The 1,701-nt window shown below is 75.6% G+C and carries 3 protein-coding genes; 1 reads left to right on the forward strand and 2 read right to left on the reverse strand.

From position 1 onward, the window contains the following. The coding region (locus AOK09_RS02275; protein WP_322973144.1) for an STAS domain-containing protein at nt 1–426 on the forward strand (426 nt) is incomplete at its 5' end. Here the strand turns inward: AOK09_RS02275 and AOK09_RS02280 are convergent. Continuing rightward, nucleotides 355–1,356, reverse strand: a complete 1,002-nt coding sequence (locus AOK09_RS02280) for a sigma-70 family RNA polymerase sigma factor (RefSeq protein WP_055585386.1) — start codon at nt 1,354–1,356, stop codon at nt 355–357. The two genes, AOK09_RS02275 and AOK09_RS02280, sit on opposite strands and share 72 nt — an antisense overlap. A 137-nt stretch (nt 1,357–1,493) precedes the next feature. Beyond that, the coding region (locus tag AOK09_RS02285; RefSeq protein ID WP_217698368.1) for a hypothetical protein at nt 1,494–1,701 on the reverse strand (208 nt) is incomplete at its 5' end.

Below are 1,701 nucleotides of genomic sequence, written 5' to 3' on the forward strand. Positions count from 1 at the left end.
CCGGACGCACAACCACCGGACAGGCAGCCATCGAGCCCACAACCGGCGGGCCCACAACCGCCGGGCCCGCAGCGCACGGCCCTGCTGGTGCTGACCGGCCCGGTCGCCCGTACCCAGGTAGCCGCCCTCTGCGACCGTCTGGAGGTGCTGCTGCGGCGCAGCGGCGCCGACCCGGTGGTCTGCGACGTGGGCGCGCTCGGGCCACCCGACGCGGCGGCGCTGGACGCCCTGGCCCGGCTGCGGCTCACCGCGGCCAGACAGGGCCGGGAGCTGCGGCTGCGCGGGGCGGGCGGCGCGCTGCGGGCACTGCTGTCGCTGACCGGCCTGGACGAGGTGCTGCCGCTCTGCCCGGAGTCACCCGTCGGCCGGCTCCAGGCGGTCCGGCAGGCCGAAGAGCGGGAAGAGCGCCGCGGTGTCGAGGAATGAGTGCAGCCCGGTCACCCGGCCGTCCGCGACGTCCAGCACCTGGAGGGCCCAGGGCACATGGGAGCCGTCCGGGCCGGAGCGGTACTGCCCGAACGCGGGGGCGCCGTTGGCCGTACCCGCCGGCAGCAGCCGGGAGCCCCGGCAGTCTCGCCCGGTGCCCACCAGCCAGGCGCATATCTCCCGGCGGCCCCGCAGCCAGAGCGGATAGGGCGGCATCGACAGGGTGGCGTCCTCGTGCAGCAGCGCGGTGAGTGAGTCCAGGTCGTACCGCTCGAAGGCGTCGACATAGCGGGCCAGCAGGGAGCGCTGGGCGTCGTCCAGCGGCTCCGCCTGCTGCTCCTCACCGCTCCGGCAGGCGGCGAGTGCGGCCCGGGCGCGCTGCAGGGCACTGTTGACCGAGACCACGGTGGTGCCCAGCAGCTCGGCCACCTCGGTGGCCTGCCAGCGCAGCACCTCACGCAGGATCAGCACGGCACGCTGACGGGGGGCCAGCCGCTGCAGGGCCGCCACGAAGGCGAGCCGGACGCTCTCCCGCTGCACGGCGAGCTCCGCCGGGTCGCCCCCGGACTCCAGCACCCGGCTGTCGGGGACCGGCCCGATCCAGGTGGCCTCGGGCAGCCCGGGGGTGAGCACGGCGTCCGCGGTGGATGGGGAGGCGAGATCCATCGGTCTGGCCCTGCGCTCGCGCCCCTTCAGCATGTCCAGGCAGACGTTGGTGGCGATCCGGTAGAGCCAGGAGCGCAGGGAGGATCTGCCCTCGAAGCGGTCATGGGAGCGCCAGGCACGCACCAGGGTCTCCTGCACCGCGTCCTCCGCCTCGAAGGCGGAGCCGAGCATGCGGTAGCAGTATCCGGTGAGCTCCCTGCGGTGCTGCTCCAGCCGTGCCTCCAGGGCAGGGGTCAGCTCCGCCCCGGCTGTCGGTCCAGTCATCGTCGACCACCTCCGTCGCCCTGCGGGATCCGGCATCAGGAACCCTACGCGGGGCCACTGACAAGTGGCCCGCAAAGCGACGCGGCGGGCGGGGCGGCACCGCTCGACCGCCCCGCCCGCCGCTGCTCAGCGCCGGCTCACCTGCCCTGCGGGGGCACGGCGGGCTCGGCGAGGACCACCACCTCCCGGCCGGCCGGCAGCTCGACCCGCACCGCGCCGGCCGCGCCCCTGGGAAGCGGCTCGCCGCCCTCGATGCGCACTCCGGTCACCGGGCGGCCGAAGCGCAGCGAGACGGTCCGGTCCTCTTCCGCGCGCAGCACCGCCCTGATCCTGCCCGCGGGCAGG

It is taken from the genome of Peterkaempfera griseoplana (genome assembly GCF_001418575.1).
Lineage (GTDB): Bacteria > Actinomycetota > Actinomycetes > Streptomycetales > Streptomycetaceae > Peterkaempfera > Peterkaempfera griseoplana.